The organism is Opitutia bacterium KCR 482 (assembly GCA_029269845.2).
GTDB lineage: Bacteria > Verrucomicrobiota > Verrucomicrobiia > Opitutales > Intestinicryptomonadaceae > Merdousia.
On the sequence record CP149973.1, the window covers coordinates 1326788 to 1340778 of the forward strand.

Here is a 13991-nt window from a genome sequence, read left to right on the forward strand (position 1 = left end):
TCCCGCTTGAATGAACGCCCAGAAAAGGGGAAACGAAATGAACAAACTCGTCACCGAATTTACGGAAGATTCGCACTTGCAGGGCAACCGCTATTTCAGGGTGGTCCACGGCAAAACCGACAGGTCGCATTCGGTCGGGCTTCACAGGCACGATTTCGTGGAAATCATGTGGGTAAGAAGCGGCGGCGGACTCCTGATTTCGGGCGGCAAAACGCGCAAATTTTCGGGCAACTTCCTCTACATTTCGAAGCCCAACGAAGTCCACGTCTTGGAGGCGGCAAACGGGGCGCAAATGCACTTCACATACGTTGCGGTCGCCCGCGGGCTGATGGACAAATTCCTGAACGAAATCCTCGCAGAGGAGGACGAATTTTCGCGCGAAAGGATCAGGGGGCTTTCGCTCAAACTCTCGCCGTTCGAGACCGCGTTTCTCGACAGGGCGGCGTCGGAGCTTGCTTGGCAGAACGACTCTCTTGTGGCGATTATCCGCTTCCTTACAAACATCTACTGGCAGTTGAAAAACACATTCGCCTCGGCCCTCCCCGAAATGCCCGACTGGCTCTCCGACGCCTGCATGCGAATCCGCAACCCCGAAAACCTCGCGCTGGGGCTTCCCAAATTCAGGGAAATCTGCGGCAAGGACATGTCTTACATAAACCGCGCAATGCGCAAATACCTCGACGCAACCCCGACGGAATTTGTGAACGACGCCCGCCTGCGCTACGCCGCGTGGCTGCTCGAAACGTCGTCGTACTCGGCGAGCGAAATTTCCGAAATCTGCGGATTTTCCGACCTCCCCTATTTCTGCCGCAAATTCAGGGAGAAATACGAATCAACCCCAACGCAGTTCAGAAGCAGCGCGCTGGGAGCGGCGGAAAATTCGCACATCAACAACTCGTACAAAATGCGCAACGTAAAAAAAGTGGTGGCGCAGGTGTAAACTTTAACGGTAAGAATCAATATCATGAAAAAACTCAAAGTGCTTGTAATAGGCTGCGGAAACATGGGCGCCTCCCATGCGAGAGTCTACAATAAATTGGACGAATTCGAGCTTGTCGGAATCGTGGACAGAAAGCGCGAGGCGGTGGACGCCTTCAACAAGTCGGTAAACGGCAACTACGCGCATTTCGAAGACGTAGACGCGGCAATCGCCGAAACAAAGCCCGATGTCGTGGCAATCTGCACATACCCCAATTCCCACGAAGCCCTCGCGACAAAGGCGATAGAGGCGGGCTGCCATGTCTTCGTGGAAAAGCCGATTGCATCGACAGTCGAGGGAGCGAAAAGGGTCGCCGAGCTTGCGAAGTCGCGCGGCAAAAAAGTCGTGGTGGGCTACATTCTGCGCCACCACCCGTCGTGGATAAAATTCATAGACCTTGCGCACAAGCTCGGCAAGCCGCTCGTCATGCGCATGAACCTCAACCAGCAGTCGCACGGCAAGGCGTGGGAAACGCACAAAAACCTGCTGCACTCGCTCACGCCCATCGTGGACTGCGGCGTGCACTACGCCGACGTCATGTGCCAAATGACTCAGGCAAAACCGTTGAGGGTCAGCGGAATCTCCGCAAAAGTCTCCGACGAAATCGGCGCGGACGAACGCAACTACGGACAGTTCCAAGTGGCGTTCGACGACGGCTCGGTCGGCTGGTACGAGGCTGGCTGGGGCCCGATGATGTCCACAAACGCGTTCTTCGTAAAGGACGTGATTGGCCCGAAAGGCTGCGCGTCGATTTGCGCGAAGTCGGGCGAAAAATCGTCGGACGACATAGACTCGCACACAAAGACGAACACGATAAAATTCCACTCGGCGGAAGTCGCCGCAGACGGAAGCTTCGCAAAGGAGGACGAGTGGATTGACACGAAAGACGAACCAGTGCACGACGAACTCTGCGCGAGGGAACAGCTCTTCCTGCACAACGCAATCGTAAACGACGCCGACTTGTCGAAGCACATAGAGGACGCCGTAAACAGCCTGAAAATCTGCCTTGCAGCCGACGAAAGCGCAAGAACAGGCAAGGTCGTCGAGCTTTAAGCGCAACTGCCGCCGCCTGCGACGCCGAAAAAATCGGGGCGCGGACGGCTGAAACAAAAGCGGAAACTTCCGAAGCGAAGCTTCCGCTTTTTTTGCGCCGCGCAAAACGCCAAACGCCGCTAACGCGGGGAGACAAAGAAAAGCGGGCAGTCTTGCGAAACCGCCTTGAACGTCTCGAACGAAATCCACGAGGGCGCAACGTCGCCGTCGCTCCAAGAATCGGAAACCGCAAGCTCTTTCGTCGCCCTGTTGTAGCCAACGACAAGACACACATGCGCGGAATCGGCGTTCATGCCGCCTATTTTCGGCTTCCGCTCCTTGCGGCAAAACTTCGCCCACTCTTTGAAGTCGGCGGCTTCGCGCTCCTTTGTGCGAGCGCGGCGGGCGGAAACGTATTCGGCGGGCGAAAACATCAGCCACAGCATGGGAACGCCCGCGTCGATATTCTTGGAAATTTGGGAGAAATCGCGCTTTGCGCCGCCGAATTTCAGCTTGTTCGCGCGGGCGATTTTCGAGATGGCGTCGGCAGCGTTGTCGAGCGTTGTGCCTCCGCCGACGCCCGTTTTGAAGAGGTCGGCAAGCTTGTGCATGTCGATGTCGGCAAGCCCGTTATGGAGGAGCAGCCGCTCGACCGTGGCGGGAAAGCAGTAGCCTTTCGCGCCCTGATTTACCATGGGAACGTTGACCACAACGTCGCCGTTTGCCGACTTTTCGACGGAGTCGGCAAGATTCTTTTTGCCCGAAGCCTGCTGTTTTTCGGCGGGCTTTTCGGCAAGCGCGGCGGGCGGAACGGCCTGCATTATAATGAACTCTTTGTCCTCGAACGCCACGCGGATTGTCGCCGACGGGCAATTCCACTGCTTTGCGCGGATTTTCGCCGCACCGCCGCCGATGTGCGAGTTTTCGGCCGCGCCGAACGCCGCAGAAAGTTTTTTGAAAAGCTCCCTTGCGTCGGAGCGCATTTTTGCGGCGGTCCGGCTGTTCCATTTGCCGTCTTTTACGGAGTCGCCCTTGTTGAAAAAGACGATTTTCACCGACGAAATTTTGCCGTTGGCGTATTCGAATTTTATCTCGTTTGCGTCAACGCCGAATATTTTTTGACCTATGGCGCACGACAAAATTCCGCCGTCGCGCGTCTTGGTTTCGCCGCCGCCGATTTTCAGGCGCGATCTCAATTCTTCGGGCGATTCGCTCCAAATTTTTCCGTCGAGAAAAACGGGAACGCCCGCGACGGCGTCGATAGGCGGCGCGGCGAAAACCCGCGGCGCAAAAGCCGCAAAAAACAAGACAAGAAAAAACGCCGCCGCTTTAAAATATCCGCTTTTCATGGCGCAAAAATTAAACTTCCGCCAAAAAGACGCAAGACTTTTCGGGCAAGCAGCTCCTCCGAATTTCCCGCATTTTCTGACAAGCGCACAAAAACGCAATGGCATTCCAAACGCCGCGCACGACCGCTCGGCACAAAAAAAAGGCGCGTCGGTATTTGCCGATGCGCCCGTTGGGTTAGATGTTTTGCGCCTTTATTTGCGGAGGCTATCTCTTAGTTTTTGCCAGAACGACGCTTTCTTTTTTCCGCCGCGCGTCCTGTCGGGGAGCGAAGTCATGCCCGCCGCCTTCATTTTGCGTTTGAGCATGCCGCCGATTTTTTCGCCGCCGCGTTTGCCGTTTGGCTTTGCGCCTTTCGTTGCGCCCTTGGCGTTCTGCCCCGCGTTTTTGGCGTCGGGCTTCGCCTGTTGGCGGATTTTCTTTGAGGGCACGCTTCCGCCGTAGTATTCGCCGCCGTCGGATTTTTTCTGGCACGAGCCTTTTGTGCGCGCATAATTCTTTTCGGCGTCGCGCTTTTTCTGTCCGCCGCCCGAAAGCTTTGCGGCAAGCGCGGTTTTGAGCGTCGCCGCGTTCTGCGCCGCCTCGGAATGGAAGGGGTTGTCCGCCATCACGTCGATGCGCTTTTTTATGAACTTTTCCACCGACTTGAAAAGCGGAGCGTCGTCGGAGGTGCAGAACGAAACCGATTCGCCGTCCGCCTCGGCGCGGGCGGTGCGCCCTATTCTGTGGACGTATGTTTCGGGGTCTTCGGGGAGGTCGTAGTTGACGACAAGCGACATGTCCTTGACGTCGATTCCGCGGGCGGCGATGTCGGTCGCCACAAGAATGTGCGACTCGCGCCGCTTGAAGCGTTCGAGCGCGTTTTTGCGCGCCGACTGCGACTTGTTTCCGTGTATCGCGTCCGCCTCAATCCCGATTCGGCAGAGACGTTTTGCCAGCTTGTTTGCGCCGTGTTTTGTGCGGCAGAAAATCAGCGCGAGCGAATCCGCCGATTTTTCGAGCCGCGCTTTCATCATGTGTTCGAGCAGGTCGAACTTGTTTTCGAGGTTCACGAACGCGACCTTTTGCGCGATTTTATCGACGGTCGGCTTGTCGGGCGAAACCGAAATTTTTTCGGGGTTGTCCACAATGTTTTTCGCGAGAGCCTCGACCTCTTTCGAGAGCGTCGCGGAAAACAGCAGAGACTGGCGTTTTTTGGGAAGCTCGCGGCAGATTTTCCTGATGTCGTTTATGAAGCCCATGTCGAGCATTCTGTCAGCCTCGTCGAGCACGAGAAATTCCACGCCGCCGAATTCGAGCTTGCGCTGGTTGAAAAGGTCGAGCAGGCGGCCGGGGGTCGCCACAAGAATGTCCACGCCGTTTGCGAGCAGTTTCACCTGCGGGTTTTGCGACACCCCGCCGTAAATTTTGCAGTGGCTTAAATCCATGCTTCTGCCGAAGAGGGCGATGTTCGAGTCTATCTGCTCGGCAAGCTCGCGCGTGGGGGTAAGAATCAGGGCGCGGAACTGTTTGGGGCGCGGATAGTTTCCGCCCTCTTCGAGCATCTGCATAATCGGGAGCGCGAATGCCGCGGTTTTGCCCGTGCCCGTCTGGGCGCAGCCGAAGAGGTCGCGCCGCGCCAAAATCACGGGTATTGCGCGCGACTGTATCGGCGACGGTTTTTCGTAGCCCGCGTTTTCGACCGCGCGGAGCGTTTTTTCCGACAGCCCCAAGCCGCCGAAATTCGTTTTGTTTTCCATGTCTTTCCTTTCGGGGTTGCGCGCCCGAATGATAAATCGGAAACGTTCCGCAATCGGCGCGCCCGCACTCCGCCGCTTTCGGGCGTAAAAAATGCGATTGAACGACCATTTACAATTTGCTATTGCTTGCAACATTATTATGGAAAATTTTTCGGAAAAGATAACGTGGTTCATGCCGCGTCCGCCGCGCAAATTCCTCAAACGCGGCGCGGGTCTGCCGCGCGGGCGCGAGTTTTTTGCGTGCGGCAGGGACGCGTTGCGGAGGGCGTTAAAGCTCGAAAAATTTTGCCGCCCGCGCAGGCTCTGGATTCCCGAATTTTTCTGCCCGAGCGTTGCGCGTACGCTCCGCGCCGACTTCGACGTGCGCTTTTTTTGCGACCTGCCCTCCGAACCGGCTCCGCGCTTCGAAACAATAGGCGCAGAAGACGGCGACGCCGTTCTCATTGTAAATTTTTTCGGGCTTCGCGACGCCGAGACATGGAGCGAATGGCTCTCCGAACACGGCGGGGTTGTGCCGATTTTCGACCACTCGCACGCGCCGTTTTCAAGCTGGGCGGAATCGGAAACGCGCGGGTATTCGTTTGCGTCGCTGCGCAAAACGCTTCCGCTGCCCGACGGCGGCTTTCTGAAATCGGAAAGCCCCGCGAAGATGTTCCTTGCGGGCGGCACTCCCGCCGACTTCGCAGCCGACGCCGCGTCGGGCGAGCTGCTCGACTCGTTCGCGGGCTACGACGCCGCCGAGGCGTTCTACTATTCTGGCGAAAACAAGCTCGACGGACGCAGGGGGATTTCGAGAATGTCGAAGTACTCGCTTGCTGTCCTCGAAAATTTCGACGCGGGAAAGGCGGCGCGCGCTACGTTCCGCAATCTTAAAATTTTTTGCGAAAACCTCAAAGCGTCTAAAAACTACACCGAGCTGAACGCGGCGTTCGGAAACCTATCCGACCCGTTCCGCGCGTTCTCGCCCGCGCTCAAATTCGCCGACATGCGCGCGCGCGACAGATACCACAACGCGCTCTACGCGGCTGGCGCAAAGCCGTCAATCTACTGGGGCGGGCTGGGCAACGCGGTCTCGCCGCGCGCGCGGAAGGAAAGCGACACCACTTTCGTTATCCCGCTCGACTTCCGCCACTCGGAAGACGACGCGTTCAGGCTTGCGGAATTTGTGTCGAATCTCTGAGTTCGCGCAGTTTTGCGGCGTCGAGGTTGCAAATCAGCATTTTGTTTTCGGCGGATTTCGACATAGACGACTTCGAAAGTTTTGCGCCGTCGCCGCCTCGCACAAGCGGGCAGTGGAAAAATTCGGGAACGGAAAATCCCAACGCGCGGTACAGCAAAATTTGCCGCGCGGTCGAAAGAAGCAAATCCAATCCGCGCACGGCTTCGGTGATTTCCATGGCGGCGTCGTCCGCGACAACGGCAAGCTCGTACGACGGCTCGCCGCTTTTGCGCCACACGAGGAAATCGCCGAAATCCGCGCCAGCGGCAAAGGACATTTGCCCGCAGTTGTTGTCGCAAAATCCGATTTCCGCGCCGAACGGCACGGCGAAACGCCAGTTTGCAAAACGCGGATTTTCAATGTCGGCGGTTCGGCGCGGATCGGAGCGCATTTCGGGGGGAAAGATTTTTTCGGGCGAAGCGAAGTCGAATTTTCTTTCGGGGAATTTTCCAGCCGCGGCGATTTCCGCCCGCGACGCTTCGCAGGGATACACAAAGCCCATGTCGGAAAGTTTTTCCACCAAGCTCCAATAATAGCCTAAGCGCAGGCTCTGCTCGTAGGGAGCAAACTTTCCGCCGACGCCCCAGCCCTCGTCCCAATCCAAGCCGATTGCGGAGATGTCCCGCGCGGCGGCGGCGGAATATTCGGGGCGGCAGCGGGCGCGGTCGATGTCCTCCATGCGTAAAACGATTTTCCCGCCGCGCCTGCGGGCGCGTTTCCACGCGGTTATGAACGTTGCGGCGTGCCCGACGTGCAGAAGCCCCGACGGCGTGGGCGCGATTCTCCCGCGGTATGTCGCGGAACGGCTCATTGTTTGGGCGGGGAGGAGTCGGGAAAATTCGAGTCGAGAAATTCGCGCAGTTCGCGGGCGGTCTCGAAGCCTATTCCGTCAACCTCGCGCAGCTGCGCGATTGTCGCGGTCTTGATTTTCGCAATAGAGCCGAAATGTTTCAGGAGGGCGACTCTGCGCTTTTCGCCCAAGCCGCTGAAATCGTCGAGAATGCTCTCGCGGATTTTGCGCGAGCGCAGGGACTCGCTGAACGAGTTTGCGAACCTGTGCGCCTCGTCGCGCACGCGTTGCAGAAGCTTCAAGCCCTCGTGGCGGCGCGACAGCAGGATTTCCTCGAAATTGTCGGTTATAATTGTCTCTTCGCGCTTGGCAAGCCCCGCGATTGTCGGCGGCTTTATGCCCGCCTCGTCAAAGGCTTTCATCGCAGAAAACACCTGCCCCTTGCCGCCGTCGATTAGCACGAGGTCGGGCATGGGGCTGCCCTGTTCGGCGAGGCGCGAATACCGACGCCCGACGACCTCTTTCATTGCGCGAAAGTCGTCGTTGCCGACGAACGACTTTATCTTGAAGCGGCGGTATTTATTCTTTGCGGGCTCGCCGTCGTCGAAATGCACCATCGACGCCACGCAGAAGCTTCCCGAAATGTGCGAGATGTCGAAGCATTCTATGCTGCGCGGCTCGCGCGGAAGTTTGAGCGTCTTTTTGAGCGAGTCCATCGCGAGAATCGCGACGTCTGCCGACGAGCGCGAGATGTCCGCCGAAACTCCGCCGCGGGCGTTTGCCTCGCGCGTTTCGAGCACCGCGGAAACGAGGTCGCGCCACTTCGCCGCCTTTTCGTATTCGAAGGCTTCGGCTGCCTCGCGCATTTTCGCGGTGGCGTTTTCTATGATTTCGCCGTTTTTATCCTCCAAAAACGCGAGGGCGGCGGAGACGCGCTGCTTGTATTCCTCCTCCGACACCACGTTTTCGAAGCCCGAAATTTCTCCGCGGGCGTCGTCGTACAAAAGCCAGCGGCCGTCGTCGAGCCGCTTGGGGTGGGCGTCGGAAAGCAGAATGCCGAACTTCTTTTTAATTTCGTTGAGCGCGCCGCGCAACGCGGTCGTGCCGAGGTAGGGGCCGAAATACAGCGAGCCGTCGTCCTTGCGGTTGCGGGCGAACGTGAAGCGCGGGAGCTTCGAAAACATTTCGACGCGCAGGTGCAGGAAGTTTTTGTTGTCCTTTTCGAGCGTGTTGTAGCGCGGCTTCCACTGTTTGATTAGCTTGCTTTCGAGGATTAACGCCTCGGCTTCGGAGCGCGTGTTAACGAAGTCGAAGTCGGCAATGCAGTCTATCAGAGAGGAGACTTTCGGGTTGGACGCGCGGGTCTTGTACGACGCCGTGAAATACTGGCTCACCCTGCGGCGCAGATTCAGCGCCTTGCCGATGTATATCACGTTTCCGAGCGAGTCTTTCATGATATACACGCCGCTTGTGGTAGGCAAACGCCTGACCTTTTCCGAAAGGGTATGCCTGCCGTCGGAGTCCATCAGAAAAACGAGAGCTGTTTGAAGTTGCTTTCGCCGTCGGGCGGAGTCTGGCGCGGGCGGCGTTTTGCCTTGGGCTTGCGGACGCCGCCGAGGTTGTCAACAATGCCGTCGCCCTCGGCTTCAAGCTCGGAGAGAATGCGCTTTGCGCGGTCGATGACCTTTTCGGGAAGCCCCGCAAGCCGCGCGACCTGAATGCCGTACGACTTGTCCGCCGCGCCCTTTTCTATTCTGCGCACGAAAATTATTTCGTCGTTCCACTCCTTGACGCAGACGCGGTAGTTTGCCAGTCGCGGCAGGGTTTCCTCCAGCTTCGTGATTTCGTGGTAGTGCGTTGCGAAAAGCGTTTTCGGGCCCTGCGCGCCGTCGCCGTGAATGAACTCCGCGACAGCCCACGCGATGCTAAGGCCGTCGTAGGTGCTTGTGCCGCGCCCGATTTCGTCGAGAATGATTAGCGAGCGGTCGGTTGCGTTGTTCAAGATGTTCGCGGTTTCGTTCATTTCGACCATGAACGTGGAGTTGCCGCGCGAGAGTTCGTCGGACGCGCCCACGCGGCTGAAAATTCTGTCCACAACGCCCATGCGGCAACGCTTTGCGGGCACGAAACAGCCCGTCTGCGCCATGAGCGCGATGAGCGCGATTTGCCTGATGTACGTAGATTTGCCCGCCATGTTCGGCCCCGTAATCAGGGCAATCTGCTCGCCCGACGACGAAAGGAAAGTGTCGTTGGGCACAAAGGAATCGGTGCGGGCAAGCCCCATGCCGTCGCGGCGGAGCATTTGCTCCACGACGGGGTGGCGGCCGTCGTAGATTTCTATTGCGTCGGACTCGTCGACATCGGGCTTGCAGTAGTCCCACTCGCGCGAGAGCTCCGCCCAGCCCCTGAAAACGTCGATTTGCGCGAGCAGCTCGGAGGTCGCGGCGAGCGCGTCGGAATATTGCAGAACGTCGGAGACAAGCTGCTGGAAAATCGCCTCCTCGCGCCGCTTGGAAAGCTCCTCCGCGTGCAGGATTTCGCGCTCCTTTTGGCGGAGCGACTCCGTCGTGAAACGCTCGGCGTTTGTCATCGTCTGCTTCCTGATGTATTCGGGCGGGACTTGCGGGAGATAGGATTTTGTTATCTCGATAAAATACCCGAACGCGCCGTTGTATTTTACGCGGAGGTTTTTTATGCCCGTGCGGTTTTGCTCCTCGCGTTCGAGGTCGGCAAGCCACGTCATGTTGTCGCTCGAAAGCGAGCGCAGGCGGTCAAGCTCGGCGTCGAAGCCCTCGCGGATTGCGCCGCCGTCCTGAATTTTCGACGGAACGTCGTCGGAAAGCGCGCGCGAAAGAAGAGATTGCAGGGCGGAGAAATCGCCGATTTCAGCCGCCGCCTTTGAGCACAAAGAGCCGCCAACGCGCGACAAAATCTCCCTTATGGGCTCGAACTGCTCGACCGTCGTCTGTATCGCGGAAAGCTCGCGCGGGTTGCGCACTTTATTTTGCAGGCGCGAGAGTATCCTCGGAATGTCGCGAACCTGCGAAAGTCTTTCGGCAAGGCGCGAGCATTCGGCGGGGGCGGCGTAAAGCTCCCACACGGTGTCCTGCCTGCGCTTAATCTCGGCGGGTTCGATTGTAGGCGCGGAAAGGTACGCCTCCAAGAGCCTTGCGCCCGCCGCGGTCTGGGTTCTGTCCATGACGGAAATCAGGCTGCCCTCTCGCCCGCCGGTCGTCGCCCTGAAAATTTCGAGGTTGCGCTGCGTGGAAGGGTCGATAAGCACGCACTTTTTGCCCGAAAACTTGCGGAGAGTCCTTAGGTTTTGCGGACGCCCGCGCAGGTTCTCGGTTGCGTAGAAAACGAGCGCGCCCGCGGGGCCCGTCAGCCGCGAGCCGCGGGCTATGCCGAAGCCCTCCAAGCCCAAGACTCCCAAAGTTTCGCGGATTTGCGCCGCCCCCCACGCGGGTTCGAAGCGGTAGTCGTGCAGAAGCGTTACGGGGGTGATGTCTATTATCCCCCTGAACAGCGAGTTCCACATCGAAAGCGCGGGGTCATCGCCCCAGCGGCGCGACGCGTCCTCGGGCAAAACTATTTCCTTGGGGCTGCACGCCGAAAGTATCGGAAGGAAGTCGGCGGGTGTGTCGAACTCGGCGCAATAGAATTCGGCGGTGCTCAAATCGAGCCACGACGCGTAGAGTTTGTGCGCGGCGTCGATGTCCAACGCCATGACGAAGTTGCCGTGGCGGCTGTCGAGCTGGCTGTCTTCAATAGTAGTGCCGGGGGTGAGGATTCGCGAAAGCGAGCGTTTTACAAGCTGTCCGGGCTTGGGAATTTCGTTCTGGTCGCAGATGGCGACTTTCCTGCCCGCCGCGAGAAGCTTCGGAATATATTGGTCGGCGGCGTGGTAGGGAATGCCCGCCATGGGATAGTTCTGCCGCTTTGTGAGCGTTATGCCGAGTATGCGCGAGCCCTCCACGGCGTCGTCGTAGAACATTTCGTAGAAGTCGCCGAGCCTGAACAGCAGGATTGTGTCGGACGCAAGCGAGTTGCGCACGCTCCAATACTGCTCCATCATGGGGGTTTGTTTGTCGGACTTTTTTTCGCTCTTTGCCATTGAACTTTCCGTCGCTTATTATAGTCTGTATATTTAAAATTAATCCCCCGAAACATTCAACCATTGTTTCAACAAAAAAATGCCAATCTACGAATACAAGTGCAAAAAATGCGGCGAAAGCTTCGAAGCCCTCGTCCGCGGAACGCAAAAACCCGCATGCCCCAAATGCGGGTCGAAGAACCTTTCGAAGCTCGTGTCGGGCTTTGCGGTGTCGGTAAAATCGTCGGCGGCGTGCAAACATTCGGGCGGCGGCGGACACTCGCACGGCTGCTGCTGCGGACACTGCGGCTGCGGACACTAAGCCCAAACACCCGCCGCGCAATGCCGAAACTTTCCGACATCGTTCCCGCGCTTGCCGCCGCCGCGATTGCGACGGCCGGGCTTTGCTCGTGCTCGTCGGGCGACGCACCGCGCCCCGACAGGTCGGAATACGCCTACACGCTGTCGCAGAAAAAACTTCTCGACATCATCGAGGAGCAGGACAGGTTTTTCGAGCGCATAAGGGGAAAATCGCGCATGAGCCGCTCCGACGCGCTGTCGCTCAAAAGCAAAATCGACGCGCTTTGGGCGGAATATCTGGCTGAGTTTCCCGACGACGTGGACGCGCTTGTGCTCAACGGAAAATTCCTCCGCGCCACGGGCGACGACGAGCTTTCGTACAAGCAGTTTTCGCATGCCGACGCGCTGTCGCCGAACCTGCCCGTCGTAAAACAGCAGCTTGCAAACTACGAAGCCGAACACGGGCTTGCGAAACACGCGTACGACAATATCCGCGCGGCGGTGTCGCTCGCGCCCGAAAATTCCGTCTACCGACTGCAACTCGCGCAGCTGATTCTATTCTTCCGCGAGGAGCTTATCGCAAAACACGGATTTTCGCAAGCCGCGCTCGACGCCGAGCTTTCGCAGTCCTACGCGCGCGCGGCTGAGCTTGAACCCGAAAACGGGGAAATCCGCAAAAAATACGCGCTCTCTTTCTACGACCTCGGCAGAGCGGACTGGAACGAAGCCCTGCGCCAGTGGGAGATTGTGCTTGAAAAATTTTCGCCCCTCAACATAGACAAACAAACCGCAAAGGCAAACAGGGCGCGGGTACTCGTCGAGCTTGGGCGCGATGCCGAGGCGCGGGAAGCTCTCAAAACAATCGACGCGCCAGCCCTCCAAGCCGACAAACGCAAACTTATCGAAATCATAGACTCCGCAAAAAACGGCGCGGAGCAAACCAAGACGGAAAGCGACTTTCAATGGACCTTCTTTCGGAAATAAGAACGGGCGGAATCCTCTACATTCTGCTTCTTATTGCAATCACCATGCACGAATACGGGCACGCAATCGTTGCCGACAAGCTCGGCGACAGGCTTCCGCGCATGGACGGGCGCACGACGCTCAACCCGATTGTGCACATGGACATGCTGGGAACCGTAATCCTGCCGATTCTTACAATCGCGCTTACTATGCGAAGCGGCTTCCCGATGGTCTTCGGCTGGGGAAAGCCTGTGCGGATTATGCTCGACAACCCCGCGACGCGCAAACGCGTAGACTTCCTTTCGACGCTCGGCGGGGTATCGATGAACCTTGTTTTGGCGGGCGTGTCGGCGGCGTTGCTTGCGGCGTTCGAAATCGCGAAACTCCCCGATTTTGCGGAGGTCGCCGCGCTTTCGATTTACGTCAACTGCGTGCTTTTCGTCATAAACATGATTCCCGTGCCGCCGCTCGACGGCAGCGTATTTTTGCGCCGTTTCACGAACATTTCGGAGGAGACGCTCGCGGCGGTGTCGCGCTGGGGAATCGTGATTCTGCTCGTTCTGCTGAACGTGCCGCTTACGTCGAAAATCATAATGTCGGCGGTCGGATACCTCGCCGCGCTGTTTTTCGCGGGGGCGTCGCTTGCAATTTCAATCTTCAAATAACATGCCGATTTACAAATACGCAACAATAGAGGCGGACGGCTCGGACGGCGAAATTTTCGAGGTCGAACAGTCCATCTCGTCGAAGCCGATAACAAAGCACCCCGAAAACGGCAAGCCCGTCAGGAGGATTTTCGACAAGCCCAACATCAATATAGAATATACCGCAGGCAAAGAGAAATCGCTTTCCGACATGGGGCGCATACGCGCCGCGGGCTTCCGCGTGCTGAAAAAAGACAAAATTTCGGGCAAATACTACGAGGAAAAATAGCCCCGACTTTCGCCGCGCAAGACGCCGCGACAGCTGGAAGCCGAGCCCCGACAAGCCCAGCCCTTCGCCGCGCCGCCGCAAATTCCCCAATATTGGGTTGACAAGTCGCGCCGCCGTGATTGAAAAATTACAGAAATGAAATCCGCATTTGCCGCACTGTTTTTCCTGCTGTCGGGAATATATTTCCTGACGGGCGCGGCATTGTGCAACCCCGCCACGGCAAGCTCCGCGCCGCAGTCGGACTCGGCGTTCGTCCTTTCGTCCGAAGCGGGCGAGCTACACGCCGTAGCTCCGATAGTAAACTATTCCGTGCCCGACAAACTGAGGGGCAAAAGGCGCGACGTCTTGGGAGACTCTTCGCTTGCGTCGGCTTTCGTTTTATGCGCGCTGACCGCGGTAATTTCGGCGGCGTTTTACAAAATATTTCTGTCGGCGGCGGCGCATGCCCAAACGCGCCTGTCGAAATCCCCGAATGCGAACATTCCGTTGGACGCGTTCAGAACGCGCCCGTTCGCGCTGCTAATCTGAATTAGTTTGCAAGCCCACGCACTCGCTCCGCATCGGCGGAGCTTGGCACAAATGCTGGCGCATTCCGC

13 protein-coding genes are annotated in these 13991 nt (G+C 57.9%); 8 read left to right on the forward strand and 5 right to left on the reverse strand.

Going from position 1 to position 13991, the window contains the following annotated elements:
• Nucleotides 1-37 precede the first annotated feature (37 nt).
• Both P3B99_005500 and P3B99_005505 read left to right on the forward strand, forming a co-directional pair.
• Entirely contained in the window at nucleotides 38-940 is a 903-nt protein-coding gene (locus P3B99_005500; GenBank protein ID WYJ06667.1) for a helix-turn-helix transcriptional regulator, read from the forward strand.
• 24 nt (nucleotides 941-964) lie between these two features.
• Nucleotides 965-2032, forward strand: a complete 1068-nt coding sequence (locus P3B99_005505) for a Gfo/Idh/MocA family oxidoreductase (GenBank protein WYJ06668.1) — start codon at nucleotides 965-967, stop codon at nucleotides 2030-2032.
• 119 nt (nucleotides 2033-2151) lie between these two features.
• Here the strand turns inward: P3B99_005505 and P3B99_005510 are convergent, their stop codons facing one another.
• A complete protein-coding gene (locus P3B99_005510) occupies nucleotides 2152-3360 on the reverse strand; it encodes a C39 family peptidase (protein ID WYJ06669.1) in 1209 nt (402 codons plus the stop codon).
• A gap of 192 nt (nucleotides 3361-3552) precedes the next feature.
• Nucleotides 3553-5097 (reverse strand): DEAD/DEAH box helicase, encoded by a 1545-nt coding sequence (locus P3B99_005515; protein WYJ06670.1) that lies wholly within the window; start codon nucleotides 5095-5097, stop codon nucleotides 3553-3555.
• 139 nt (nucleotides 5098-5236) lie between these two features.
• Between P3B99_005515 and P3B99_005520 the strand changes: the two genes are divergently transcribed.
• A complete protein-coding gene (locus tag P3B99_005520; GenBank protein ID WYJ06671.1) occupies nucleotides 5237-6277 on the forward strand; it encodes a hypothetical protein in 1041 nt (346 codons plus the stop codon).
• On the opposite strand, the gene P3B99_005525 is transcribed toward P3B99_005520, so the two are convergent.
• The 3 genes from P3B99_005525 to mutS are packed head-to-tail and all read right to left on the reverse strand — an operon-like array spanning nucleotide 6246 to nucleotide 11220.
• Nucleotides 6246-7127, reverse strand: coding sequence for a glutamate--tRNA ligase family protein (locus P3B99_005525; GenBank protein ID WYJ06672.1), 882 nt, complete (start codon nucleotides 7125-7127; stop codon nucleotides 6246-6248). The genes P3B99_005520 and P3B99_005525 overlap by 32 nt on opposite strands.
• Nucleotides 7124-8632 (reverse strand): excinuclease ABC subunit UvrC, encoded by a 1509-nt coding sequence (locus tag P3B99_005530; GenBank protein ID WYJ06673.1) that lies wholly within the window; start codon nucleotides 8630-8632, stop codon nucleotides 7124-7126. Before P3B99_005530 ends, P3B99_005525 begins: the two co-directional genes overlap by 4 nt.
• Nucleotides 8632-11220: a DNA mismatch repair protein MutS gene (gene mutS, locus P3B99_005535; GenBank protein ID WYJ06674.1), complete on the reverse strand. Its 2589-nt coding sequence runs from the start codon at nucleotides 11218-11220 to the stop codon at nucleotides 8632-8634. Before mutS ends, P3B99_005530 begins: the two co-directional genes overlap by 1 nt.
• Before the next feature lie 79 nt (nucleotides 11221-11299).
• Between mutS and P3B99_005540 the strand changes: the two genes are divergently transcribed.
• The 5 genes from P3B99_005540 (at nucleotide 11300) to P3B99_005560 (ending at nucleotide 13923) form a co-directional block, all read left to right on the forward strand.
• Nucleotides 11300-11521, forward strand: coding sequence for a zinc ribbon domain-containing protein (locus P3B99_005540; protein ID WYJ06675.1), 222 nt, complete (start codon nucleotides 11300-11302; stop codon nucleotides 11519-11521).
• A 20-nt stretch (nucleotides 11522-11541) separates the two neighbouring features.
• Nucleotides 11542-12483: a hypothetical protein gene (locus P3B99_005545; GenBank protein ID WYJ06676.1), complete on the forward strand. Its 942-nt coding sequence runs from the start codon at nucleotides 11542-11544 to the stop codon at nucleotides 12481-12483.
• A complete protein-coding gene (locus tag P3B99_005550; GenBank protein ID WYJ06677.1) occupies nucleotides 12462-13127 on the forward strand; it encodes a site-2 protease family protein in 666 nt (221 codons plus the stop codon). The genes P3B99_005545 and P3B99_005550 overlap by 22 nt, the downstream gene beginning before the upstream one ends.
• A 1-nt stretch (nucleotide 13128) precedes the next feature.
• A complete protein-coding gene (locus P3B99_005555; protein WYJ06678.1) occupies nucleotides 13129-13395 on the forward strand; it encodes an FmdB family transcriptional regulator in 267 nt (88 codons plus the stop codon).
• A gap of 135 nt (nucleotides 13396-13530) precedes the next feature.
• Nucleotides 13531-13923: a hypothetical protein gene (locus P3B99_005560; protein ID WYJ06679.1), complete on the forward strand. Its 393-nt coding sequence runs from the start codon at nucleotides 13531-13533 to the stop codon at nucleotides 13921-13923.
• Nucleotides 13924-13991 lie beyond the last annotated feature (68 nt).

Coding starts and splice junctions, on each gene's coding strand:
- P3B99_005500 (WYJ06667.1), top strand. CDS start 38: ATGAACAAACTCGTCACCGAATTTACGGAAGATTCGCACTTGCAGGGC.
- P3B99_005505 (WYJ06668.1), top strand. CDS start 965: ATGAAAAAACTCAAAGTGCTTGTAATAGGCTGCGGAAACATGGGCGCC.
- P3B99_005510 (WYJ06669.1), bottom strand. CDS start 3,360: ATGAAAAGCGGATATTTTAAAGCGGCGGCGTTTTTTCTTGTCTTGTTT.
- P3B99_005515 (WYJ06670.1), bottom strand. CDS start 5,097: ATGGAAAACAAAACGAATTTCGGCGGCTTGGGGCTGTCGGAAAAAACG.
- P3B99_005520 (WYJ06671.1), top strand. CDS start 5,237: ATGGAAAATTTTTCGGAAAAGATAACGTGGTTCATGCCGCGTCCGCCG.
- P3B99_005525 (WYJ06672.1), bottom strand. CDS start 7,127: ATGAGCCGTTCCGCGACATACCGCGGGAGAATCGCGCCCACGCCGTCG.
- P3B99_005530 (WYJ06673.1), bottom strand. CDS start 8,632: ATGGACTCCGACGGCAGGCATACCCTTTCGGAAAAGGTCAGGCGTTTG.
- mutS (WYJ06674.1), bottom strand. CDS start 11,220: ATGGCAAAGAGCGAAAAAAAGTCCGACAAACAAACCCCCATGATGGAG.
- P3B99_005540 (WYJ06675.1), top strand. CDS start 11,300: ATGCCAATCTACGAATACAAGTGCAAAAAATGCGGCGAAAGCTTCGAA.
- P3B99_005545 (WYJ06676.1), top strand. CDS start 11,542: ATGCCGAAACTTTCCGACATCGTTCCCGCGCTTGCCGCCGCCGCGATT.
- P3B99_005550 (WYJ06677.1), top strand. CDS start 12,462: ATGGACCTTCTTTCGGAAATAAGAACGGGCGGAATCCTCTACATTCTG.
- P3B99_005555 (WYJ06678.1), top strand. CDS start 13,129: ATGCCGATTTACAAATACGCAACAATAGAGGCGGACGGCTCGGACGGC.
- P3B99_005560 (WYJ06679.1), top strand. CDS start 13,531: ATGAAATCCGCATTTGCCGCACTGTTTTTCCTGCTGTCGGGAATATAT.